Source organism: Ruania alba (genome assembly GCF_900105765.1).
Lineage (GTDB): Bacteria > Actinomycetota > Actinomycetes > Actinomycetales > Beutenbergiaceae > Ruania > Ruania alba.
In genome coordinates this window covers 2,317,859-2,338,221 of sequence record NZ_FNTX01000002.1, presented here as the reverse complement: position 1 = coordinate 2,338,221, position 20,363 = coordinate 2,317,859, and the positions used below count along the sequence as shown (strand labels likewise).

At 68.8% G+C, this 20,363-nt stretch carries 23 protein-coding genes; 14 read left to right on the top strand and 9 right to left on the bottom strand.

Features of this window, described 5'->3' with window-relative positions; translation table 11 throughout:
• Window positions 1-62 precede the first annotated feature (62 nt).
• The gene (locus BLU77_RS20775; RefSeq protein WP_089775328.1) at window positions 63-758 is read right to left on the bottom strand and encodes a FadR/GntR family transcriptional regulator; all 696 of its coding nucleotides are present in this window, start codon (window positions 756-758) and stop codon (window positions 63-65) included.
• Window positions 759-796: 38 nt separating this feature from the next.
• A complete protein-coding gene (locus BLU77_RS20770; RefSeq protein ID WP_089775326.1) occupies window positions 797-1,948 on the bottom strand; it encodes a glycoside hydrolase family 183 protein in 1,152 nt (383 codons plus the stop codon).
• 129 nt (window positions 1,949-2,077) lie between these two features.
• On the opposite strand from BLU77_RS20770, the gene hisN reads away from it, so the two are divergent.
• Window positions 2,078-2,881, top strand: a complete 804-nt coding sequence (hisN, locus tag BLU77_RS20765) for a histidinol-phosphatase (protein WP_089775324.1) — start codon at window positions 2,078-2,080, stop codon at window positions 2,879-2,881.
• A gap of 7 nt (window positions 2,882-2,888) precedes the next feature.
• On the opposite strand, the gene BLU77_RS20760 is transcribed toward hisN, so the two are convergent.
• From BLU77_RS20760 to BLU77_RS20750, 3 genes are read right to left on the bottom strand one after another with little or no spacing between them, the layout of a single operon-like run.
• Window positions 2,889-3,338: a DUF6912 family protein gene (locus BLU77_RS20760; RefSeq protein WP_089775322.1), complete on the bottom strand. Its 450-nt coding sequence runs from the start codon at window positions 3,336-3,338 to the stop codon at window positions 2,889-2,891.
• 4 nt (window positions 3,339-3,342) lie between these two features.
• On the bottom strand, window positions 3,343-4,629 hold the full coding sequence (locus tag BLU77_RS20755; RefSeq protein ID WP_089775320.1) for a CpaE/TadZ family protein: 1,287 nt from the start codon (window positions 4,627-4,629) through the stop codon (window positions 3,343-3,345).
• Window positions 4,626-5,252, bottom strand: a complete 627-nt coding sequence (locus BLU77_RS20750) for a hypothetical protein (RefSeq protein ID WP_089775318.1) — start codon at window positions 5,250-5,252, stop codon at window positions 4,626-4,628. The genes BLU77_RS20755 and BLU77_RS20750 overlap by 4 nt, the downstream gene beginning before the upstream one ends.
• Before the next feature lie 133 nt (window positions 5,253-5,385).
• Here BLU77_RS20750 and BLU77_RS20745 point away from each other — a divergent pair, with 133 nt between their 5' ends.
• Window positions 5,386-5,601: a helix-turn-helix domain-containing protein gene (locus tag BLU77_RS20745; RefSeq protein WP_089775316.1), complete on the top strand. Its 216-nt coding sequence runs from the start codon at window positions 5,386-5,388 to the stop codon at window positions 5,599-5,601.
• Window positions 5,602-5,616: 15 nt separating this feature from the next.
• Here the strand turns inward: BLU77_RS20745 and BLU77_RS20740 are convergent, their stop codons facing one another.
• The gene (locus tag BLU77_RS20740) at window positions 5,617-6,123 is read right to left on the bottom strand and encodes a hypothetical protein (RefSeq protein WP_089775315.1); all 507 of its coding nucleotides are present in this window, start codon (window positions 6,121-6,123) and stop codon (window positions 5,617-5,619) included.
• Between the two features lie 151 nt (window positions 6,124-6,274).
• Here BLU77_RS20740 and BLU77_RS20735 point away from each other — a divergent pair, with 151 nt between their 5' ends.
• Window positions 6,275-7,042: a LysM peptidoglycan-binding domain-containing protein gene (locus BLU77_RS20735; RefSeq protein WP_139177875.1), complete on the top strand. Its 768-nt coding sequence runs from the start codon at window positions 6,275-6,277 to the stop codon at window positions 7,040-7,042.
• Window positions 7,039-7,545, top strand: coding sequence for an Rv3235 family protein (locus tag BLU77_RS20730; protein WP_089775311.1), 507 nt, complete (start codon window positions 7,039-7,041; stop codon window positions 7,543-7,545). Before BLU77_RS20735 ends, BLU77_RS20730 begins: the two co-directional genes overlap by 4 nt.
• On the opposite strand, the gene secA is transcribed toward BLU77_RS20730, so the two are convergent.
• Window positions 7,542-10,400 carry a preprotein translocase subunit SecA gene (gene secA / locus BLU77_RS20725; protein WP_089776080.1) on the bottom strand — a complete coding sequence of 953 codons (2,859 nt, stop codon included), beginning with the start codon at window positions 10,398-10,400 and terminating at the stop codon, window positions 7,542-7,544. The genes BLU77_RS20730 and secA overlap by 4 nt on opposite strands.
• A gap of 215 nt (window positions 10,401-10,615) precedes the next feature.
• On the opposite strand from secA, the gene BLU77_RS20720 reads away from it, so the two are divergent.
• Window positions 10,616-11,539, top strand: a complete 924-nt coding sequence (locus tag BLU77_RS20720; RefSeq protein ID WP_089775309.1) for a Gfo/Idh/MocA family protein — start codon at window positions 10,616-10,618, stop codon at window positions 11,537-11,539.
• A 22-nt stretch (window positions 11,540-11,561) separates the two neighbouring features.
• On the opposite strand, the gene BLU77_RS20715 is transcribed toward BLU77_RS20720, so the two are convergent.
• Window positions 11,562-12,320 (bottom strand): NAD-dependent epimerase/dehydratase family protein, encoded by a 759-nt coding sequence (locus BLU77_RS20715; protein WP_089775307.1) that lies wholly within the window; start codon window positions 12,318-12,320, stop codon window positions 11,562-11,564.
• A gap of 108 nt (window positions 12,321-12,428) precedes the next feature.
• On the opposite strand from BLU77_RS20715, the gene BLU77_RS22845 reads away from it, so the two are divergent.
• The 9 genes from BLU77_RS22845 to BLU77_RS20675 all read left to right on the top strand — a co-directional run bounded on the left by BLU77_RS22845 (window position 12,429) and on the right by BLU77_RS20675 (window position 18,864).
• Complete coding sequence (locus BLU77_RS22845; protein WP_245708978.1) at window positions 12,429-12,926, top strand: Rossmann-fold NAD(P)-binding domain-containing protein; 498 nt, start codon at window positions 12,429-12,431, stop codon at window positions 12,924-12,926.
• Entirely contained in the window at window positions 12,895-13,470 is a 576-nt protein-coding gene (locus BLU77_RS22840; protein WP_245708977.1) for an NAD-dependent epimerase/dehydratase family protein, read from the top strand. Before BLU77_RS22845 ends, BLU77_RS22840 begins: the two co-directional genes overlap by 32 nt.
• Window positions 13,425-14,399: a beta/alpha barrel domain-containing protein gene (locus BLU77_RS20705; RefSeq protein WP_245708976.1), complete on the top strand. Its 975-nt coding sequence runs from the start codon at window positions 13,425-13,427 to the stop codon at window positions 14,397-14,399. Before BLU77_RS22840 ends, BLU77_RS20705 begins: the two co-directional genes overlap by 46 nt.
• A gap of 49 nt (window positions 14,400-14,448) precedes the next feature.
• Window positions 14,449-15,702 carry an ABC transporter substrate-binding protein gene (locus BLU77_RS20700; protein ID WP_089775305.1) on the top strand — a complete coding sequence of 418 codons (1,254 nt, stop codon included), beginning with the start codon at window positions 14,449-14,451 and terminating at the stop codon, window positions 15,700-15,702.
• A gap of 56 nt (window positions 15,703-15,758) precedes the next feature.
• Window positions 15,759-16,673, top strand: coding sequence for a carbohydrate ABC transporter permease (locus BLU77_RS20695; RefSeq protein ID WP_089775303.1), 915 nt, complete (start codon window positions 15,759-15,761; stop codon window positions 16,671-16,673).
• Complete coding sequence (locus BLU77_RS20690) at window positions 16,670-17,539, top strand: carbohydrate ABC transporter permease (protein ID WP_089775301.1); 870 nt, start codon at window positions 16,670-16,672, stop codon at window positions 17,537-17,539. Before BLU77_RS20695 ends, BLU77_RS20690 begins: the two co-directional genes overlap by 4 nt.
• A 19-nt stretch (window positions 17,540-17,558) precedes the next feature.
• On the top strand, window positions 17,559-18,218 hold the full coding sequence (locus BLU77_RS20685; RefSeq protein ID WP_089775297.1) for a DUF1961 family protein: 660 nt from the start codon (window positions 17,559-17,561) through the stop codon (window positions 18,216-18,218).
• A 116-nt stretch (window positions 18,219-18,334) separates the two neighbouring features.
• Complete coding sequence (locus tag BLU77_RS20680; RefSeq protein WP_089776077.1) at window positions 18,335-18,571, top strand: type II toxin-antitoxin system ParD family antitoxin; 237 nt, start codon at window positions 18,335-18,337, stop codon at window positions 18,569-18,571.
• On the top strand, window positions 18,568-18,864 hold the full coding sequence (locus tag BLU77_RS20675) for a type II toxin-antitoxin system RelE/ParE family toxin (RefSeq protein WP_089775295.1): 297 nt from the start codon (window positions 18,568-18,570) through the stop codon (window positions 18,862-18,864). Before BLU77_RS20680 ends, BLU77_RS20675 begins: the two co-directional genes overlap by 4 nt.
• Window positions 18,865-18,880: 16 nt before the next feature.
• Here the strand turns inward: BLU77_RS20675 and BLU77_RS20670 are convergent, their stop codons facing one another.
• The gene (locus BLU77_RS20670) at window positions 18,881-20,347 is read right to left on the bottom strand and encodes an arylsulfatase (RefSeq protein WP_089775293.1); all 1,467 of its coding nucleotides are present in this window, start codon (window positions 20,345-20,347) and stop codon (window positions 18,881-18,883) included.
• Window positions 20,348-20,363 lie beyond the last annotated feature (16 nt).

Sequence of the window (20,363 nt, the reverse complement as noted above, 5' to 3'; positions counted from 1 at the left end):
GGACACCTCTTCGTGTGTGGACGGGCCGGCTGTCACGGTCGCCGGTCTGGGGTGGAGTGGACTCAGCCGCGCCGAGCCCGGATCACCTCGACCACGTGGTCGAGGTGGGTGTAGGCCGCGTCCCGCGCGGCCTGAGGGTCGCCGCGGCGCACGCACTCGGCGATACGGGCGTGCTCGGCATAGTCGGCGCTGGCATCGCCGTGTAGCCGGAGGATCTCGCGCTGGTCCTCGGCGTGCACGAGCACGATCGAGTCGAGCACCTCCACCAGCACACTGTTTCCACCGGCAGCGGCCACCGCGCGGTGGAAGTCGAGGTTGGTCAGCCACAGGGCGTCGTCACCTGAGGCGATCTGCTCCTGCGCACTGGCCAGGGACTCCTCCATCAGGGCGATCCCGGCCTCGTCACGCACCTGAGCAGCGAGCATGGCAAGAGACGGCTCGATCTGCCGGCGCGCCTCGAGCAGCTCGACCAGCTGATCCGCATCCGGACGGGACTGCACCGGGTTGGCCAAGACCCGACGCCCGGCATTGATCCCGACGTAGATCCCGGACCCGTGCCGGAAATCGACGAGCCCCAGCCCCTCTAGGCGGCGCAACGCCTCCCGCATCGTCGGCACCGCGACATCGAAGCGTGCAGCGAGCGCCTTCAGCGACTCCAACGGATCGCCGGGCCGCAACCCCTCCTGCTCCACCAGCGCCACCACGGCCTGGGCGAGATCACCGGAGAGGTTGCGACGCAACGATGGAACGGAAGACATAGAGTGATCTAATCACTTGATCTCATCGCGTGCAACCCTCACTCGAAGGTGAGCGCCAGCTCGACGAATCGCGGCCGGTAGATCGTGACGTCCTCATACAGCTCGCTCGAGTCGAAGCTGTTCACGTTGTACGTAAGCACCGTGGTGAGGCCGTCCTCGGTCACCTCGCGCAGCTCGGGATGCTCATGGGCGTTGTAGGCAAAGACGTTCGGGTTCGCATAGCTCCCACCGGCGCCCACCTCCGGGATCTCGTACACGGTGCCGATCGAGCGGAACGGGCCGGTCGGTGAGCACGCGACATAGGCCTCGACGTTGCGGCTGAACAGCTCGTGGGTGTCCTGGGTGATCAGCAGGTAGCCATCGGCGAGCGCGGAGACGCTGTACTCGTTCGCAACACCGTCCATCAGGGGCACCGTGTGCGTCTCGTCCCAGCTCCACCGGTTCCCGGCCCAGAACTGCCAGCGACCGGTGAGATCAGTACCCCGGACCCGGGCGACGTGGAGGAACTTCTCCGCTCCGCCGTCATCGACCCCGTAGATGTAGGTGTAGCGCCCGGCCGGCTCGATCCAGCTCGCCCACTGCACCCCGGAGGCCGAGGGGAGATCGGTGAGCGAGAGCAGCTCGAGGGTGTCGGGGTCGAAGCGGGCGAGGTGGTTGCTCTCCCAGCCGAAGTCGAATGATCCCCCGCCGCCGTACCAGAACTGCAGAGCGGTCAGCTGGACGGTGCCGTCCGAGGCCTGGACACCGTCGCCGACCCAGTACCAGCCGCCGTCCTCAGGCGGCTCGATCAGCGACGTCGGTTCAGCAGCCGTCCCGCCGGTGACCGTGCTCGTGTCGTCGCCGTCGGTCACCACGAAGCTGTTGTTGAGGAACGGGGTCTCCAGTGGGCGCGTGCCGTCGTCGTTCACCGGGCCGAGGAAGGTGTCCGAGAAGACCCACACCGTGCGGCCGTCCGACATCGGGATGGAGTACGTGGAGTCGCCACCGGTCCATCCCTGCCCGGAGTCGCCATAGTCGACAAACCGGTCGGTGAGTTCATCGTGCACCTGCGCGGAGGTGGAGAGCTCCGCATCGAGCAGATCACAGCGCTCGGACGGTCGGTCGTTGCCGGCCACGGACGGGGCGGCGCCGAGCATGACCAGGGCGGTGGCGCCGGCGGTCGCGCCGGCGAGAAGGCGAGCGGGTCTCATGGTGGCTCCTTTGCCAGGACAGGCAGATCAGTCAATGATCAAGTCATCACATCACTTGATCAGTCGGGACACAACCCCCTCAGGCCCTGCCTGCACCGCTCGACCGGCTCGGCGCGATACGTTGCGGCCATGGCCACCACTTCTGACGCGCCGCGATACGACGACGACCTCCGGCTGGCGCACGTGATCGCCGACCAGGTGGACGCCCAGACGATGTCCCGCTTCAAGGCCCTGGACCTCGCCGTGGAGACCAAGCCGGACACCACGCCGGTCACCGACGCCGACCGCTCCGCCGAAGAGATCGTGCGCTCCCAGCTCTCCCGGGCCCGCCCGCGCGACGCGGTTCTCGGCGAAGAGTTCGGCACCACCGGGCACGGGCCACGGCAGTGGGTCATCGACCCGATCGACGGCACCAAGAACTTCGTCCGCGGCGTGCCGGTGTGGGCCACGCTCATCTCGCTCATCGCCGACGGGCAGCCGGTACTCGGCGTGGTGAGCGCCCCCGCGCTGAACCGCCGCTGGTGGGCGGCATCCGGCTCGGGTGCCTGGACAGGCCGGTCCCTCTCCACAGCCACACGAATCCAGGCCTCCGGCGTGCGTGACATCAACGATGCGTCCCTGTCCTACTCCAGCCTGGCGGGCTGGGAGGAGCAGGACCTCCTGGACGAGTTCCTCGTGCTCGAGGCGAGCGTGTGGCGCTCACGCGCCTACGGCGACTTCTGGTCCTACATGCTGGTGGCCGAGGGCGCGGTGGACATCGCCTGTGAGCCCGAGCTCGAGCTCTACGACATGGCCGCCCTGGTGCCGATCGTCACCGAGGCGGGTGGCCGCTTCACCTCGCTCGACGGCGCGGACGGCCCGTTCGGCGGGAACGCTGTGGCCACGAACGGGCACCTGCACGAGACGGTCCTCACCCAACTGCAGCGGCACTGAGGCCGCCTCACCCCTCGGCGACCAACGCCTCGCGCTCGCTGATGTCATACCAGAGCAGGTCTTCGTCACCGAGGTCGGCCGTTGCCTGCTGGTCACCGCCGACGGCCCGGGCGACGAGGGCGCGCACACTCTCGTCGGCCGCGTCGACGTGAAAGCTCACCATGTCCGTGACGGGCACCTCGGCGACATGCACCCGTGCCAGCTCGGCGTCGTCGACCCGCACCACCGAGTCGGCGACGTCAGCCGCGACCACCACCCTGCGCGGGGCGTCCGAGCCGGCAAGAAGGGCCAGCGAGTCCTCGGCCGCGAGCACGAGTGCGGCGTACTCGGCCATCTCCTCGTCGGCTTCGGCTCCGAGGGCGGTCCGCAATCCTGGCGTCACCGCACGGCCGGCACGGGCAGAGAGGCCGCGAGAGTCGGCCAGTGCGGGCACAGTGGCGGGCAGGTAGACGCGCATGGCCTCAGTCTGCCCTACGTTCTCCACCACGGCGGCGACCCCGCCGCCCGGTACGCCATCGCTCCCGACGGCGTCCGGTCACCTCCGCCTGACCCGCCTCGGCCAGCAGCATGCGCGCCAGATCCCGGACGGCGGTACGCGCCGGAGAGAGCGGCCCCGCCTTGCGCCAGGTGGTCCCGGTGAGCACGGCACGGTCGGCGAGCGCACGGTCGTCGGGTACCAGGATCGGGTCCGGTACCCCCGCGAACCGCCCGAGCGCCTCGCGGACGGAGAGGTCGGGCTGCGGCCCTGCCGCCGAGAGCCGTAGCCGGTTCACGATGGTCCTGCGGGACTCGATCCCCGGGACGTCCTGCAGGTCGAGCAGGGTCTGCACGAGCCGCTGGATGCCGATCGGCTCGGCGGCTCCGACGACGAGCACGTCCTGCGCAGCAGCCAGCACGCTGTGCGCCACCGCGTTGCGTCCGGGACCGAGCTCGAGCCCTTCATCATCGGGCACCAGGACCGGTACCTCGACTACCACCCAGGCGGCTCGTTTCCGGGCGCGCTCGAGCAGCACCTCCATGCTGTCCGGACCGACCTCCCGCCAGCGTGCCGCTCGCGCCAACCCGGTCAGCACCCGCAGACCATCCGGGAGGGTCAGCAGGAGCCGGTCCAGGGCCGCATCGTCGAGGCTGCCACGGTCGGCAGCACGGATCGCCGCGGAGAGCCCGGCCGAGTCCGCCATCAGCCCGAGCGTCTGCGCGATCGACCCGCCCCACAGATCGGCATCGATGAGAACCGTTGAGGCACCGGTGGCGGCCAGCTCGTCCGCGAGGGCAATGGCCATGCTGGTGCGCCCGGGGGCGCCCGGCGCCCCCGTCACCGCGACCACGCGGGGGTCGGCCGACAACGCCGGAGGGCTCACCTCACCAGGGTCCGTGACGGGCTCGGGAATCTCGTCCGGGACCGGCGCGTTCGTCGCACCTCCGGCCAGCGCTTCGATCGCGGGCAGCGGGTCCACCCCGTGCGGGACGGCCATCGCCCCGAGCTCGGAGTATCGATCGCAGTCCGCGCTCTCGCACAGCACCAGGGCCGCCACGCCGGCCGACCTCAGCCGCGCCAGCATGCGACGGTCGATGGCGTCCTCGTCGTCGAGCACGGCGACGCGGCCGAGTCCAGCCACTGCGGCGGCGACCAGCTCGGCCGTATCAGCACAGCGGCGCACCACCTGGAGATCCGGGCGGCGTGCGATGCGCGCGACGAGCTCCTCTTCCACGGCGCCGGAGAGGGCCAGGAGCACACCCGACGTCATGCGGGCCCGCTCCCCGGGATGGGCACCACCGTGATCGCGGACTCCGCGCCGATCGCTGCCAGCACCACCGGTAACGCATCGATCGGCACCAGCAGGTGCGCCTGCATGGTGCCCGGGCCGGAGAACAACGACGTGTCCTCGTGCACGGCCGCGATCTCTGCGCCGCTGACCAGCAGCTCGGGTTCGCCCGCGTCGTCTCCGGGACCGACCCACAGATCGACCCGTGACCCTGCCCCGATCCCTTCGGCGAGCGCTGACCCGATCGGCACCGTGACGGTCCGCACGTCGACGTCAGCCGCGGATCCCACGGAGGCGAGCGGAACCAGCTCACCAGGCTGGATCGTCCGTACGACGACGGCGCCGGCCTCCAGTGGGCTCTGCGGCGTCAGGTAGGTGCTGTCCACCTCGGGCACGGTCACCGAGACGATCTCCAGTTCCTCGACCGGAACCGCGTCCCCGGGGGTGAGCACCTCCGGCGCCGCGTAGGCCTCGACGGTCCGATTTGCCTCGGAGACCACCCACGAACCGAGAGCGACGGAGCCTGCGACCAGGAGCACGCCGACCCCGAGACGTGGATCGCGCCAGCTCGGCCGGCGGATACGTGACGCTGCGCTTGCGGTCATCTCAGACTCCCCCTGTGTCGACGAACGACCCCATGCTGCCAAAGTGCGCCGATCCGTGCTGACGAGGAGCCGGTTGTCCACAGGCAGGGACGCGTCCGCCGACGTCTCGTCGATTCAGTGTCAGACTAGGAGCATGGAGCAGCGGTTCCTCTCACTCGCGGACGTCACCGAGATCCTGCAGATCACCATGTCGCAGGCACGCGCCCTGGTGCGCACCGGCGAGCTCCGCGGCATCCAGATCGGCGGCAAGGGCGTCTGGCGCGTGGAGAATTCCGAGCTCGAGGCCTATATCGAGCGGATGTACGCGCGCACAGCGGAGCGGCTGCACACCGGGGAGCCCGACCAGTAACTGCGGTGCACTCGGTCAGTGCGACTCCACGCTGAGCAGCCCGGCCCAGGCCACACTGATCACCGCCTGTGACGTGATCACGTCACAGTGATCGGCACCGACCCTGGCAAGTCGGCCGCGATGGTCACCTGCGACGGTCCGCACCAGGACCTCGGTCCCGTTCTGCGCGAGGGCCCGTAGAGCGCGCCCCAGCCCCGCCCTGGCCTCCACCACGCCAGGCTCGGGAGCCGCCGACGCGAGCGGCCAGGCGAGCACGACCGCATCGATCGGCACCAGCACGCGGCGCTCGCCGGCACCGAGCAACAGCCACGCGCGATTCGCCTCGAGGACGAGGCCGCTGCGGTCGCTGCCGTCACACAGGCGCACCGTGAGCTCCTGACCGCGGCGCGCACGGCAGCGGTCAGCCAGGGAAATGCCTGCCACCTCGGCACGAACCAGCTCGGCGATCTCCGCCTCGTCCTCGCTGCGCAGTGCCTCGTCGAACTCCGCCTGCAGGTCGGAGAAGACATCGTCCCAGCGCATCTGACCAGCGTACGGCTGTCCACAACAGAGACCACCACTCGACATCCCACCCGCACACCATGTACACCTATATGCATTCATAGTCACGTATCGACACGAACTGACATGATCTGACACGATGCACGAAGGATCGATCAAAGGGGTACCCGCGATGAGTACAGGGAGTCGGCTGGCGATCGGAGCCTGCACAGCGGCCGGTTCGGGAGCGATCACGCTGGCGCTCGGGGTCGTCGCCATCACTGAGTTCGCGACTCCGCCGGAGGCGGTCCGCATCGACGATCTGCTCACCGCGGCCGCGGCGGCGGTGGGCGCCCTCGTGGCCTGCTGGTATGCGATCAGCGCGCTCGTCGGTGTGGTCTGCGTGCTCGTGCGCCACGCTGGGGGCCTCTGGGCTGCGGGAGAACGCGCGATCAGCCGCCGCGGCGCGCCCGGAATGGCCCGGCTGGTCAGTGCCGGCACCTCGGCGGTGCTCGCCGCGGGGTTCTTCGCCGCTCCCGCCCAGGCCGCCGCCCCAGCACCCGACCCGGTCACGGCCGCTGCCGCACCCGCCCGCGCCGTCCCGCCGGACGACCTTGGCTGGGGCGCCGCTCCGGCGAGCGACGCGGAGGGGGCGAACCGGGAAGGCGGGTCAGACGGGACCAGTTCACCGTCCGGGCGGGAGGCACCGCACCGCCAGTCCCCCGCCGACGACGAGCCGGACCCACCCCGGGACCAGGACAGCCCCTATGAGGTTCTGCCTGGGGACTCGCTCTGGTCGATCGCTGCCGCGCACCTTCCCGACGACGCTTCCGACATCCAGATCGCCGAGACCTGGCCGCGGTGGTACGCGGCCAACGCCGACGCGATCGGCACTGATCCGCACCTGATCCAGCCGGGCACGCAGCTGCACGCCCCCACCCCCGAGGAGGTCGACCAATGAGTACCGCCCCCGCCCTCGACTACCCGGCCGCCGCACCACGGCCGGTCCCGGCCGCACCGCAGGATCGCTGGGACCGGCTGCGCTTCGATGCCTGCGCCGCCGAGACACCACCAGGGGTCGCCGAGGAGGACCACGCACCACGCCTGGTCTGGTCGAACGGTCGCACGGCCGAGCGACCCGATCCTGCCGAGTGGGCAGGAGTCATCGTCCGCGCGAGTGCCGAAACCCTGCTCGGGATGCGACCGGCCGCTCAGCTCAGCCGTTGGCTCGACCCGGCCGTGTGGACTGCACTGAACCGCCGAGCCACGCTCGGTGTGCAGATCGCCGGGCGTCCCCGCCGGCCCCGTGCGGTCGCTGTCCGGCGGGTACACCCGTGCGAGGTGACGGACGGCGTCTGGGAGTGCTCGGTGGTGCTCGACGACGGGACACGCGTGCGGGCCGCCGCCGTGCGCCTGGAGGACCACCGCGGCCGGTGGCGGGCCACGGCGGTTCGGATCGGCTAGCCTCGGCGCTTCTTGGCCGCCTTTGCTGCGCGACGGCGCGCCTCACGGTTCGCGCCCCCTCCAGAGCCACCCGAGGCCGACCCCCTGTCGGAGGCCGGAGCGTTCGCACCACGAACCGTGGTGCCCCCGTCCCCGTCCGTGCTGGGTGCCGAGTACTGCAGGGCGGTGGCGCGTTGCGGAGCACCGAGCCCGAGCGGATCCTCCGCCTGAGCGGCCGGAGCCTGCGGCACGGACTTGGGTGCGGCGCGGCGCCCACCGGAACCCTGCTGCCGGCCGGCGGCCCCTCCCTGGGAGGCTCCGCCGTCGGGGGCTACCGCCGGGACCTGCGCGGAGGCACCCTCGGCCTGCTCGGCGTCGTCCTTCTTCTTCACCTCAAGGTTGAACAGGTAGCCGACCACTTCTTCCTTGATCGACTCGTTCATCGCCTGGAACAGCTGGTACCCCTCGCGCTGGTACTCCACCAGCGGGTCGCGCTGAGCCATGGCTCGCAGGCCGATGCCCTCCTTGAGGTAGTCCATCTCGTAGAGGTGCTCGCGCCACTTCCGGTCCAGCACGGAGAGCACCACGCGACGCTCCACCTGCCGCAGGATTTCGCTGGTGAGCTCCTCCTCGCGGGCGGCGTACGCCACCTTCGCGTCCGAGACCAGCTCGGTGACGAGCTGCTCGGTGGTCAGCCGGGTCGCGTGACCGGCCTCCTCGATCACTTCCTCGGGAGTGATCGAGACCGGGTAGATGGTGCGCAGGTCCGTCCAGAGCTGGTCCAGGTCCCACTGTTCCGGGTGCGGACCGGAGGTCGCCTCGGTGACCACACCGGTGATCACGTCCTCCACGAATCCCGCGACCTGCTCGTGCAGGTCGCCACCGGAGAGCAGCTCGTGCCGGGTGCTGTAGACCACTTCACGCTGACGGGACAGGACGTCGTCGTACTTGAGGACGTTCTTCCGGATCTCCTGGTTGCGTCGCTCCACCTGTCCCTGAGCGCTCTCGATGCCCCGGCTGACCATCTTCGACTCCAGCGGCACGTCGTCCGGGAACGACGAGCCCATGAACCGCTCGGCCATCGCGGAGTTGAACATCCGCATCAGGTCGTCCTCGAGGGAGAGGTAGAAGCGGGACTCCCCCGGGTCGCCCTGACGTCCGGACCGGCCCCGCAGCTGGTTGTCGATCCGGCGGGACTCGTGCCGCTCGGTGCCCAGCACGTACAGGCCACCGAGCTCGGTGACCTCGTCGTGCTCGGCCGCGACGGAGGCCTGCGCCTCCTCAAGAGCCTTGGGCCACGCCTCCTCGTACTCTTCCGGCGCCTCGTGCGGATCGAGCCCCTGCTTCGCGAGCGCCTCGATCGCGATGTGCTCGGCGTTACCGCCGAGCATGATGTCGGTCCCGCGGCCGGCCATGTTGGTGGCCACCGTGACCGCGCCCTTGCGGCCCGCCATCGCGACGATGGACGCCTCACGGTCGTGCTGCTTGGCGTTCAGCACCTCGTGCGGGACGCGCTTCTTCTTCAGCATCTTCGACAGCAGCTCGGACTTCTCCACGCTCGTGGTTCCCACGAGCACGGGCTGTCCGGCGGCGTGCCGCTCCACGACGTCCTCGACGACGGCCTCGAACTTGGCCAGCTCCGTCTTGTACACGAAGTCGGACTGGTCGATCCGGGCCATCGGTTTGTTCGGCGGGATCGGCACCACACCCACCTCGTAGGTGCCCTGGAACTCCGCGGCCTCGGTCATCGCGGTACCGGTCATCCCGGAGAGTTTGTCGTAGCGGCGGAAGTAGTTCTGCAGGGTGATCGTGGCCAGCGTCTGGTTCTCGGCTCTGATCGTCACCCCTTCCTTTGCCTCGAGGGCCTGGTGCATGCCCTCGTTGAAGCGCCGTCCGGGCAGGATGCGGCCGGTGTGCTGGTCCACGATGAGCAGCTCACCGTTGGTCACCACGTAGTCCTTGTCGCGGGTGAACAGCTCCTTGGCCTTGACCGCATTGTTCAGGAACCCGATCAGCGGGGTGTTCAGCGACTCGTACAGGTTGTCGATACCGAGGTGGTCCTCGACCTTCTCGATCCCCGGTTCGAGCACGCCGATGGTGCGCTTCTTCTCGTCCACCTCGTAGTCGGTCTCGGCGTTCATCGTGCGCACCAGGCGGGCGAACTCCACGTACCACTTGTTCACGTCGCCGGAGGCGGGGCCGGAAATGATCAGCGGGGTCCGGGCCTCATCGATGAGGATCGAGTCCACCTCGTCCACGATGGTCATGTTGTGCCCGCGCTGGACCAGCTCGTCCGTGGCCCAGGCCATGTTGTCGCGCAGGAAGTCGAAGCCGAACTCATTGTTCGTGCCGTAGGTGATGTCGGCGGCGTACATCTCGCGCCGTTCGGCAGGCTTCTGCCCGGAGAGGATCACCCCGGTGGTCAGGCCGAGGAAGCGGAACACTCGGCCCATCAGCTCACTCTGGTACTTGGCGAGGTAGTCGTTCACCGTGACGATGTGCACGCCCTTGCCGGAGAGTGCGTTCAGATACGCCGGCAGGGTCGCCACCAGGGTCTTGCCCTCACCGGTCTTCATCTCAGCGATGTTGCCCAGGTGCAGCGCCGCGCCACCCATGATCTGGACGTCGAAGTGGCGCTGCCCGAGGGTGCGCGTCGCGGCCTCGCGCACCACCGCGAAGGCTTCGGGCAGGAGCGCGTCCAAGGACTCCCCCTCGGCCACACGTGCCTTGAACGCCTCGGTCTCGGCGCGCAGTTCGTCGTCGGTGAGGTCGGCCACCGAGTCTTCGAGCGCGTTGACCTGAGCGGTGAGACCGTGCAGCTTCTTGAGGATCTTGCCCTCGCCCATCCGCAGGATCTTGTCGAGGATCGCAGGCACGCACACTCCCGGTCGGGTCGGTCCGATCGGTGCCAGGCGGCACCGATGCACCCTCCATCGTATGCGAGCCCGCCGGGCACGCCGCACGGCCGATCGCTGCCAGCAGAACTGCTCCCAGCCCCCGACGGCGTCCGGTCCAGTCCCACTGAAGATTCACCTCGCGCGAGGTGACCCGCCAAGAGCCGGGCGGAAGGGGGTGTGGAAGACTGCCGATCATGTCTCGAGCACCGATCGCGCTCCTCGGGTTAGCCACGAGTCATCCGTACTCCGATGCGGCCACGCTGCTGGATCTGCACCCCGGAACGGTCTTCGATGTCTGGGAGCCCGACGGCGAACGTCTGGCCATGTTCGAGGACCGGTTTCCCGGCCACCGGGCCCACACCCGGGTCGAGGATGCGCTCGCGCAGGCAGCGGGCGCCATCGTCACAGTCCGCCCGCACCAGGTGGCGCAGGTGCTCGCCCAGGTGACCCGGCGGGAGGTGCCGGCATTCGTGAACAAGCCGGTCGCCGTCACCGGGGCCCAGCGCGACGCGCTGGAGCCCATATGGACGAGTTCCGCCCAACGCCTGTTCACCAGCTCGGTGCTGAGGTTCGCGGCCGAGGTCGAGGCACTTCGGGGCGAGCTCGACCTCCAGCGTGTGCTCTCGGCCCACGTGACTGTGCGGCACGACGTCGGGCGCTGGACGCGCGGCTCGACACCCTGGCAGGACGATCCGACCGTCGGCGGAGGCCTGATCGGGACGATGGGGCTGCACGGGGTCGAGCTGCTCGTCTCGCTGCTCGGCCCGCACGCGCACGTGGTCTCGAGCACGATGTCCACCCGGTGGCACCAGGGCCTGGTCAGCGGCGACACAGGCACCCTGACGATCCGCTGGGAGGGCGGCATCCTCGGGACGATCTCCATCGTCGGGGTCACCGAGCACGAGGGATACGAGATCGACGTCGAGACGGTCGACGGTCCGCGCCGCGTGCACCTGCCCGCCGGCACGACCGACCCGTTGGGTTACCGGGCCACGACGCAGCGATTCGTGGCCATGGTCGACGAGGCTGCGCCGTCGCCAGTGCCGTGGGAGCAGACCCGGGCGGTGGTGGATCTGCTGGCCGAGGCGATCACACTGAGCGCTGTCCCGACGCGCTGACCACCCCGGCTCGCTGCGGCGTCTACCGCACGCAGTCGACGGAACCGCGCCCGGTCTGTGCCGACCACCCGAGGAGCCGCAGCGCCGTGTCGTCGTCGATGGTCCGCGGGTCGGCGGCCAGCGCGATGGCCGCGTACTCGCCCCGCCGGGTCAGGGTTCGCTCGACCGCATCGGTGAGGTCGTCGGGGTGGAGCGCCGGATACGGCGTGCGGTCGGCCAGGCGCAGCGTCCGGGGCCCGGACACCTCGGGTGCCGACGGCGAACGCCACCGCGGCCAGTCGCCGGCCTGAGCGGGGAACGCCAACCGCAGCGAGGTCACGGTGGTCGGCTCGGCGGCCAGCGCTGCGCACGCCTGCTCGGCGAGCCGTTTGCTGAGCCCGTACGGGGCGATCGCATCCGGCACCGCACCGGCGCGGATCGGGTGCCGGCCGAACTCCTGGAAGACCGACAGTGAGCTGATGTGCACGAACGACGGCACCCTTTCCCGCACGCTCAGGGTCAGGGCCTGGATCACGCTGCCCACGTTCAGACGTACTGCCGCATCGATCTGGCGCGCCGCCTCAGCCCCGCGCGGGACGATCGCGGCGAGGTGGACTACGGCATCTGCCGCCGGCACGAGGTCCTCGAGAGACTCGTGCTCGTTCGCGTCCCCGACCACGCTACTCACCCCGGGCAGGGTGACGTGGCGGACGTCGAGGATCGTCACCTCGTGGCGGTCCCGCATGCGCATGGCCAGGGCGGTGCCGACGACACCGCCTCCTCCGATGAGCAGGATCCGCATCTGGCGCCCTCCGTTACGTGATCGTCATCCGTGATGGATTGACAATAACGGTCCGGACCGTAAATATGAAACAACTGCCGATGACGCCCCAGCGGAGGATCTCCAGCGATGACGACCGAATCCGGCGCCCCCGGTGGCGATGAGGCCGTGGAGCGCCGACTCTCCTCCCCCTCCCCCGGACTCGTCCAGGACGCCGCGCAGATCGACGGTGACCTGGTCATCCTCGGCGCGGGCGGAAAGATGGGTCCGACCCTGGCGATGATGGCCCGACGCGCCCTGGACGAGGCGGGACGCCGCGAGGTGGTCGTGCACGCCGTCTCCCGCTGGAGCGATGCCGAGGTCCGCGAGCGGCTCGAGTCCGCAGGGGTGTCCACCGTGGTGGCCGATCTTGCCTCTCCCGGAGTCGAGTCACAGCTTCCCGACGGCGGACATGTGGTTTTCATGGTCGGCGCCAAGTTCGGGGTCACCGGGCAGGAGTACCGGGCGTGGCTGACGAACGCCGCCCTCCCGCACACGGTGACCCAGCGCTATCCCGACGCGGATCTCCGCCCTGTCCACCGGCAACGTCTACCCGTTGACCGATCTGCGCTCACCCGCACCGAGTGAGGAGTCCCCGACCGGGCCGGTCGGCGAGTATGCGATGAGCTGCCTGGGCCGCGAGCGCGTCTTCGAGGCCGCCACTGCCACCCGCGGCACACGTCTCGCGCTGGTGCGTCTGAACTACGCCGTGGAACCGCGCTACGGCGTCTTCGCGGACCTGGCGCGCACGATCCTCGATGGTCGGCCGGTGGACCTGACGACCGGGTTCGTGAACGTCGTCTGGCAGCGGTACGCCAATGAGGTGGTGCTGCGCTCGCTCCTGCACGCCAGTGCACCGGAGCCGTTCCGGATCAACCTCACTGGCCCGGAGACGCTCTCGGTGCGTACCGCCGCGCACGCTCTCGCTGCGGCGCTCGGCAGGGACGTGGTCTTCGAGGGCGAGGAGTCCGACAGCGCCCTGCTCGCCGATGCCGCTCGCTGCCACGACCTGTTCGGCTACCCCGACGTGCCCGCCCGCACCCTGATCGAGTGGCAGGCCAACTGGATCGCGAAGGGAGGCGTGCTGTGGGACAAGCCGACGAAGTTCCAGCGGCAGGACGGTCAGTTCTGATCGGGCCGGCAGCACAGCGCCGCACGCGGGAGCAGATCACGGCGCGGTTGCGCGACGGGCTGGTCATTCCTGCCCTCCCCTTGGCCCTACGGGAGGACGGCACCTTCGACGAGAGGTACCAGGCCGCCGTCGTGCGCTACTACGCAGCGGCCGGCGCCGGTGGTGTGGCAGCGGCCGTGCACACGACGCAGTTCGAGATCCGCGACCGGGGCACCCGGCTGCTGGAACCGGTCCTCGAGCTGACCGCCGAGGTGCTGGCCGAGAGCCCGGGGCTGGTGCGGATCGCTGGCGTGGCAGGTGACGAGGACGCAGCCGTTGCGGAGGCCGAGCTCGCCGCCCGGCTCGGCTATGACGCCGTGCTGCTGAGCCCTCCGCGCGACTGTGCGGTGGAGGAGTCGCAGATGCTCGACCGGGCCCGGTCCGTGGCCGAGGTACTCCCGGTGATCGGCTTCTACCTGCAGGAGGCGATCGGCGGACCGCGCATGTCGGGGGCTTTCTGGCGAGAGTTCGCCGAGATCGAGAACGTCGTGGCCGTGAAGGTCGCTCCGTTCCCCGGCGGGCGCTGGATCGACGGCGGCCTGCTGGGTCAGTGGGCGGTCGGTACCCACGCGGCGGCACAACTGATGACCACGGTGCACCGGGCACGTGCGGGCGATGACGGGGCAGTCCGGGCACTGACCGCCCGCGCCCCGCAGCTCACCGAGCTGAACGCGGCAGTGTTCGACGCCGAGAACGGCCTCCGCGGGTGCATCGCGGGAGTCAACGCCGTGCTCTGGTGGCAGGGCCTGCTTCCGAGCATGCGCTGTCTAAACCCGCGCGAGACGCTCTCGGCCGGTCAGGCCGACCGGATCCGCACTGCCCTGGCTCGGTACCCGTGGACCTCGGACGAGCACTTCATCGCGGATCGTCGCAGCGAGTGGCTGCGATGACCGGCCCGACCCTGATGCGAGGACGCATCACCCTACCCCTGGAGGATTCATGAGAACCCGAACCACAGCCACGATCGCCGTCGGAGCGGCTGCAGCGCTCGCGCTGACCGCTTGCTCCTCGGGCGATGGCTCAGCCGACGGTGGATCCAGCGAGATCACCCTCTGGATGTACCCCGTGATCGAGGACGCGGACGCCAGCCGCGAGTACTGGGAGACGTTCGAGTCCGACTTCGAGGCCGAGCACTCCGACATCGATCTCTCGATCGAGCTGCAGCCCTGGTCGGACCGGGAGGAGAAGATCGGGACCGCGATCGCCGCCGACACCGGTCCGGACCTGGTGCTGCTCGTGCCGGACCTGGCGAGAAACTTCTACGACACCGGCGGTCTCAAGCCGATCGACGGCGCCATCGACGACGAAAGCGTCTACTTCGAGGGTGCCCTCGCCGGCGGCACCTTCGACGGTGAGGTGTACGGACTGCCGATCTACCAGACCGCGAACGCGACGGCCTACAACACGGCACTGTTCGAGGAGGCGGGCATCACCGAGCTCCCGCAGACGTGGGACGAGATCCTGGACGCCGCACCAGCCCTGGCCGAGAACGGCGTCTCCGTCATGGACTACTCCGGTTCGGCCGAGACCACGCTCAACATCTCCTTCTACCCACTGCTGTGGCAGGCAGGCGGCACGGTGTTTACCGAGGACGGCAGTGACATCGCCTTCGACGGCCCGGAGGGGGTCGCCGCCCTGCAGTTCCTGCTCGACCTGCAGGAAGCCGGTGGGCTGCCCGCCGATGCGGCGACCAAGACGAACGCCGTGGAGGGTGGGCCGCTCGCGCTGGAGACGGCGGCGATGTCGTACTCGATGTCGGGCACCTCGGTCGACCAGCTGGAGGCGGCCGTCGGGGAGGAGAACGTGACGGTGGGCGCTCCGCTCACCGGTGCGGTCCAGGCGTCCTTCGGCACACCGGGCATCATCGGCCTGACCACGATCAATGAGGACGAGGAAGCTGCTCTTGAGGTGGCGCGCGCCCTGGCGGCGCCGGAGGCGCAGTCCGCGATGTTCGAAGCGGCGGGCTGGTTCCCGTCCCGTGAGGACGCCGAGATCACGATCGACGACGACGCCACCCAGGCATTGTTCGACTCCCTCGCGGTGTCCAACCCGGGCGAGGCGGCGCCGGGAGCGCGGCAGGTGATGTCGATTCTCGCCACGCACATCCAGTCAGCCCTGCAGGGGCAGAAGACCGCCGAGGAAGCCATGGCGGACGCTGCCGCAGAGGCACGGGACGCCATCTCTCGCATGTAGCGACCCCAGCGGTGGGGCGTCCCGGCGCCCCACCGCACTCGATCGAGAGTGAGACCATGACTTCCACCTCCGCATCGGCGGGCCAGCGGCAGCGACGCGGCTCGACCGCCACGCGCAACGGGATGTGGGCGGGCATCCTCTTCGTGCTGCCCATGCTCGTGCTGTTCGTCATCTTCCGGTTCGTGCCCACCCTGGGCGCGCTCGGGATGAGCCTGACGGACTATCAGCTCAGCGGGGACTACTCCGTCGTCTGGTTCGACAACTACACGCGGATGCTCGGCGACGAGGTCGTCCTCGGTGCCCTGACCACCACGTTGGTCTACGCGGTCATCTATGTCCCGCTCGTCGTCGTGGTGTCCATGGTGACGGCGCTGGTGCTGAACCGGCTGGTCTGGGGCACCGGCTTCTTCCGCGGCGCGCTCTTCCTGCCCTACGTGACCTCACTCGTCCTCGCCGGGGTGATCTGGCTGTGGATCTTCGCCACGGACGGACTCGTCAACGGCACGCTCTCCGCCGTCGGGATCGACCCCTACCCCTTCCTGACCGGCAATCAGGGGCAGGTTCTGAGCTCCCTCGCGATCGTCTCGGCGTGGCGCGGATTCGGGTACACGATGTTGATCCTGCTGGCGGGTCTGAAGAACATCCCCGAGGATCTCCTGGAGTCGGCCACCCTGGACGGGGCAAACGCGACCCAGCGGTTCTTCCGGATCACGCTGCCACTGCTGCGGCCTGTGGTGTTCTTCGTGCTGGTGATCGAGACGATCGCTGCCTTCCAGGTCTTCGACACGATCTACGTGATGACCGGCGGCGGCCCCTCTCGCGCGTCCTACTCGCTCGTCTACGCACTGTATGACCAGGGCTTCAAGTTCTTCGACTTCGGGTACGCGGCGGCGATCGGCGTCGTGATCTTCCTGCTCGTGTTCGTCATCTCCCTGATCCAGCGCCGCTTCCTCGATCGGAGCAACACATGACCGCCACGCTTATCCGGAACGAGGAGAGGACCGGCACACCCTCCGGGCTTCGCCAGCGTCGGCGGTCGATCCGGCCAGGAACGATCCTGGTGGCAGCACTACTGGCCATCGGCACGCTGGTGCCATTCGTGGCCGTCTTCATCCTGGCACTCAGCCCCGAGGGCGCCCGGACCATCCCTTACCAGCTGCCGGAGGCGTGGACCCTCGACAACCTCATCGGCATCCTGAGCGCACGCAACTTCCTACGCTGGACGGTGAACTCGGCCATCTACTCGATCGTCTCCGTGGTACTGGTGCTGATCACGGCGGCGATGGCCGGGTACGCCTTCGCGAAGAAGCGCTTCCCTGGCCGGGAGATCGTGTTCTGGTCGTTCCTGGCCACCCTGATGGTGCCGACCCAGGCCACCATCATCCCGCTCTTCGTGCTGGTCGCCAGGCTCGAGGGCATCGACACCTTCTGGGGGCTGATCGTGCCGACACTGGCGAACTCCCAGGCGGTGTTCCTGATGCGGCAGTTCATCATGGGCTTGCCCGACGAACTCTTCGAGGCAGCCAAGATCGACGGCGCGCGGGAGTGGACGATCTTCTGGCGCATCGTCCTCCCCCTGACGAAACCGATCCTCGCCACGCTCGGGATCTTCGTGTTCCTGTGGCACTGGAACGACTTCCTCTGGCCACTGATCCTGGCCCAGACCGACGAGATGCGGACGCTGACCGTGGGGCTGGCGAGCCTGAACCAGGAGGCCGTGTCCCAGTCCACGCTGATGGCCGCAGCCGCGGTCACGGTGATTCCGTGCCTGGTCGTGTTCGCCGTCCTGCAACGCTACATCGTCAACAGCGTGGCAGCGAGCGGGATCAAGGGATAACACCCGAAGGAGGCGAGCCATGACGGAGACGATGTACCGAAACCCGCTGGCGACCGAGGCAGATGTGGCCGGCTTTCACGCCGAGGGTCCGGTGACGCTCAGCTTCCCGCAAGGTCGGATGCGGGTGGAAAGCACGGTGATCAGCGACGACTCCACGCAGGGCAACTTCGTGCTGTGGTGCCCGGAGGAGTTCGGGCCCGATGTGGAGTATTCGTGGGACTTCTGGCCGATCCGCGAACCCGGCCTGTGCATCGTGTTCTTCGCCGCACGCGGGCGAGGGGGTGTCGATCTGTTCGACGCCTCGCTCTCCCCGCGTGATGGCGACTACCCGCAGTACCACTCCGGAGACATCGATACCTATCACCTCTCCTATTTCCGACGGCGGATCGACCCACGTCTGCACACATGCAACCTGCGGAAGAGCCATGGTTTCCACCTGGTCGCCACGGCGCCCGATCCGATCCCGCCGGTCGCCACGGCAGTGCCCCCGTACCGGATCCGGGTCCGGCATGCCGGGAAGGACGTCGCGATGTTCGTCGACGACCTGCCGGTGCTGGCGTGGCACGACGACGGATCGACTGGTGGGCCTGCACTGGGGCGAGGGCGGTTCGGGTTCCGGCAGATGTCCCCGATGATCGCCGAGTACGCGAACTTCGAGGTGCGGAGCCTGGCCGCGTAGTCGGCGAATAGCTCCTTCAGCGTAGGACGGCTTCGATGGTGTCCGCGCTCGGGATCGGCGATCCATGCCTCGAGCAGCCCACGAGCGATGTACCAGATTTTGGTATCGTCGGGCGTATGGCCACCAACACCTCGATCAGCCTCGATGTTCACTTCCGCGACTTCGTCGCCCGCGAGGTTGCTACAGGGCGCTACCAGTCGGCGAGTGAGGTGATCCGTGCTGGACTCCGACTCTTGGAGGACAGGGAGACCCAGTTGGGGGCACTCCGCTCGGCCCTCATTGCCGGAGAACAAAGCGGCGAGCCGGAGCAGTTTGACTTCGATGAGTTCATGGCCGACAAGGCTCGGGGATGACCAAGGGCTTCTATCGGCTCACTCCGGCAGCACAGCGTGACCTGTCCTCGATCTGGGACTACACCGTGGAGCACTGGGATGTCGCACAAGCAGAGTCCTACCTTGGCGATCTGCGTCAGGCGATCGAACGGGTTGCCACGGATCCCCAGCGGGGACGATCCTGCGACGAGATCCGTCAGGGCTACCGTCGGTACGCCTCTGGCTCACATCTCATCTTCTACCGAACCCAACCTCAGGGGGTCGACGTCATCCGCGTCCTGCATCAGCGTATGGACGTCGACCGACACCTCTGAGCTGCGACTCGCCGAGTCAGACCCCGTGCCGGGCGAGCCGCTGCGCGTAGTGCGGTGAGACCAACGGCCGGCCGTCACCTCGCGGGACCATCCGTCCGTTCTCGGTCCAGCCACAGTCGCGTGCGTCGACGATCTCGACGAGCCGGTTGCGCCAGTGCTCGAGCGTCTCGGCGTATGCAGGGTCCGCGGCCAGATCCCTCTCCTCGTGCGGGTCAGCAACCAGATCGAACAGCCGCTCGGCACCGTCCTGAGCGAACCAGATGTACTTCTGCCTGCCGTCGGTGAGGTACTGCATCTCCTGGCTGGCGTCGTAGCAGGTGGAGTGCTCACCGTGGATCGCATCCCGCCACGGGGCATCCGGATCGGCGAGCACCGGCAGCACGCTGCGGCCATCGACGCTCTCCGGGATCTCGATCCCACAGGCGTCGAGGATGGTGGGCATCACGTCCTGGAGGCAGACGGGGGCCTCGCTCCGGGTCCCGGGCTCGATGCCGTACCGCTCCCGGATCGCCTGCGGCAGCACGACAAACAGCGGGATGTGGGCCGAGCCCTCATAAGCGTAGGTCTTGCGCCACAGGTGGTGATCGCCCTGCATGTCACCGTGGTCGGAGGTGAACACGATGATCGTGTTGTCCAGGAGTCCCTCCCGCTCGAGGTTGAACCGGATGCGGCCGATCTGCTGATCGATGTGGGTGATCGTGCCGTAGTAGCCGGCGCGGGTACGACGCACCTGCTCCCGGCTGCGCACCCCCCGCCAGGCATCCGGCGCCCAGCTGGCGACGGCATGGCGTGCGGCCCAATCCCCGATCCACGGCTCCGGAAGATCGGCATCCAAGTACTGGTTCAGCAGCGGCTCCGGCGGATCGTACGGTGAGTGCGGCCGGGCGAAGGAGGTCATCAGGAAGAACGGTTTCGACGGGTCCCGCCGCCGCAGGAAGTCGATCGACTCGGTCGCCGTCCAATACGTCGGATGCTGACGCTCGGCCAGGTGCCACGCCCGGCTGTGCAACGAGTTCCACCCGATCCCATGCGAATCCGTGCCCGCATCGGGCACCTCGCGATGGAGCCACCGATCGTAATCGGTCGGGACCTGCGGATGTTCGCGCCGACCGGACTCGTCCAGCACGGTGTGATGGAAGCCGATCAGGTCACGCTGCGGGTGCACGTGCAGCTTCCCCACTGCTTGTGTGTGATAGCCGGCCCGCGCGAGCGACTCCGGCAGCGTGTTCTCGAGGCACTGCGCGGGCCCTTGGCCCTCCCCCATGCCGAGGATCCCCGTGTGCCAGGGGTCCTGCCCGGTCATCAGGCTCGCTCGTGCCGGGATGCACGAGGGTGTCGCGCTGTAGGCGTGCTCGAACCAGCTCCCCTCGGAGGCGAGCTGGTCGAGATTGGGGGTCTCGATGACGTCGTTGCCGGCGTACCCCATCGAGTCCCATCGCTGCTGGTCGGTCATGACGAACCAGACATTAGGTCGTTCGGCCACATCGTTCCTTCCCGGT

Coding starts and splice junctions, on each gene's coding strand:
- BLU77_RS20775 (WP_089775328.1), bottom strand. CDS start 758: ATGTCTTCCGTTCCATCGTTGCGTCGCAACCTCTCCGGTGATCTCGCC.
- BLU77_RS20770 (WP_089775326.1), bottom strand. CDS start 1,948: ATGAGACCCGCTCGCCTTCTCGCCGGCGCGACCGCCGGCGCCACCGCC.
- hisN (WP_089775324.1), top strand. CDS start 2,078: ATGGCCACCACTTCTGACGCGCCGCGATACGACGACGACCTCCGGCTG.
- BLU77_RS20760 (WP_089775322.1), bottom strand. CDS start 3,338: ATGCGCGTCTACCTGCCCGCCACTGTGCCCGCACTGGCCGACTCTCGC.
- BLU77_RS20755 (WP_089775320.1), bottom strand. CDS start 4,629: ATGACGTCGGGTGTGCTCCTGGCCCTCTCCGGCGCCGTGGAAGAGGAG.
- BLU77_RS20750 (WP_089775318.1), bottom strand. CDS start 5,252: ATGACCGCAAGCGCAGCGTCACGTATCCGCCGGCCGAGCTGGCGCGAT.
- BLU77_RS20745 (WP_089775316.1), top strand. CDS start 5,386: ATGGAGCAGCGGTTCCTCTCACTCGCGGACGTCACCGAGATCCTGCAG.
- BLU77_RS20740 (WP_089775315.1), bottom strand. CDS start 6,123: ATGCGCTGGGACGATGTCTTCTCCGACCTGCAGGCGGAGTTCGACGAG.
- BLU77_RS20735 (WP_139177875.1), top strand. CDS start 6,275: ATGAGTACAGGGAGTCGGCTGGCGATCGGAGCCTGCACAGCGGCCGGT.
- BLU77_RS20730 (WP_089775311.1), top strand. CDS start 7,039: ATGAGTACCGCCCCCGCCCTCGACTACCCGGCCGCCGCACCACGGCCG.
- BLU77_RS20720 (WP_089775309.1), top strand. CDS start 10,616: ATGTCTCGAGCACCGATCGCGCTCCTCGGGTTAGCCACGAGTCATCCG.
- BLU77_RS20715 (WP_089775307.1), bottom strand. CDS start 12,320: ATGCGGATCCTGCTCATCGGAGGAGGCGGTGTCGTCGGCACCGCCCTG.
- BLU77_RS22845 (WP_245708978.1), top strand. CDS start 12,429: ATGACGACCGAATCCGGCGCCCCCGGTGGCGATGAGGCCGTGGAGCGC.
- BLU77_RS20700 (WP_089775305.1), top strand. CDS start 14,449: ATGAGAACCCGAACCACAGCCACGATCGCCGTCGGAGCGGCTGCAGCG.
- BLU77_RS20695 (WP_089775303.1), top strand. CDS start 15,759: ATGACTTCCACCTCCGCATCGGCGGGCCAGCGGCAGCGACGCGGCTCG.
- BLU77_RS20690 (WP_089775301.1), top strand. CDS start 16,670: ATGACCGCCACGCTTATCCGGAACGAGGAGAGGACCGGCACACCCTCC.
- BLU77_RS20685 (WP_089775297.1), top strand. CDS start 17,559: ATGACGGAGACGATGTACCGAAACCCGCTGGCGACCGAGGCAGATGTG.
- BLU77_RS20680 (WP_089776077.1), top strand. CDS start 18,335: ATGGCCACCAACACCTCGATCAGCCTCGATGTTCACTTCCGCGACTTC.
- BLU77_RS20675 (WP_089775295.1), top strand. CDS start 18,568: ATGACCAAGGGCTTCTATCGGCTCACTCCGGCAGCACAGCGTGACCTG.